The following is a 233-nucleotide window of genomic DNA, read 5'->3' as shown; positions in this document are numbered from 1 at the left end:
GCCCTTCCTGACCGGATGGACGCGCACCGAGTCGGACCGGGTAACCAACGCCATCCGGATGGGTGTCGTGCAGGGCCAGACCAACGCCGAGATCACACAGGCCATACGCGGCACCGCCGCGCAGAACTTCACGGATGGCGTGCTGGCGGTCACGAACCGAAGCGCCCGGGCAGTTGTCCAGACCGCAGTCCAGCATGTGGCCACCACGGCGCGCATGGAAACGCTCAAGGCTA

Annotated in this window: 1 pseudogene; it reads left to right on the top strand. The window is 66.5% G+C overall.

From position 1 onward, the window contains the following. Positions 1 to 233: pseudogene (locus SB765_RS33980) on the top strand (phage head morphogenesis protein); the annotation flags it as partial.

The organism is Pseudomonas sp. SIMBA_067 (assembly GCF_046534675.1).
Classification (GTDB): Bacteria; Pseudomonadota; Gammaproteobacteria; order Pseudomonadales; family Pseudomonadaceae; genus Aquipseudomonas; species Aquipseudomonas putida.
This window is presented reverse-complemented; position numbering and strand designations above follow the sequence as displayed.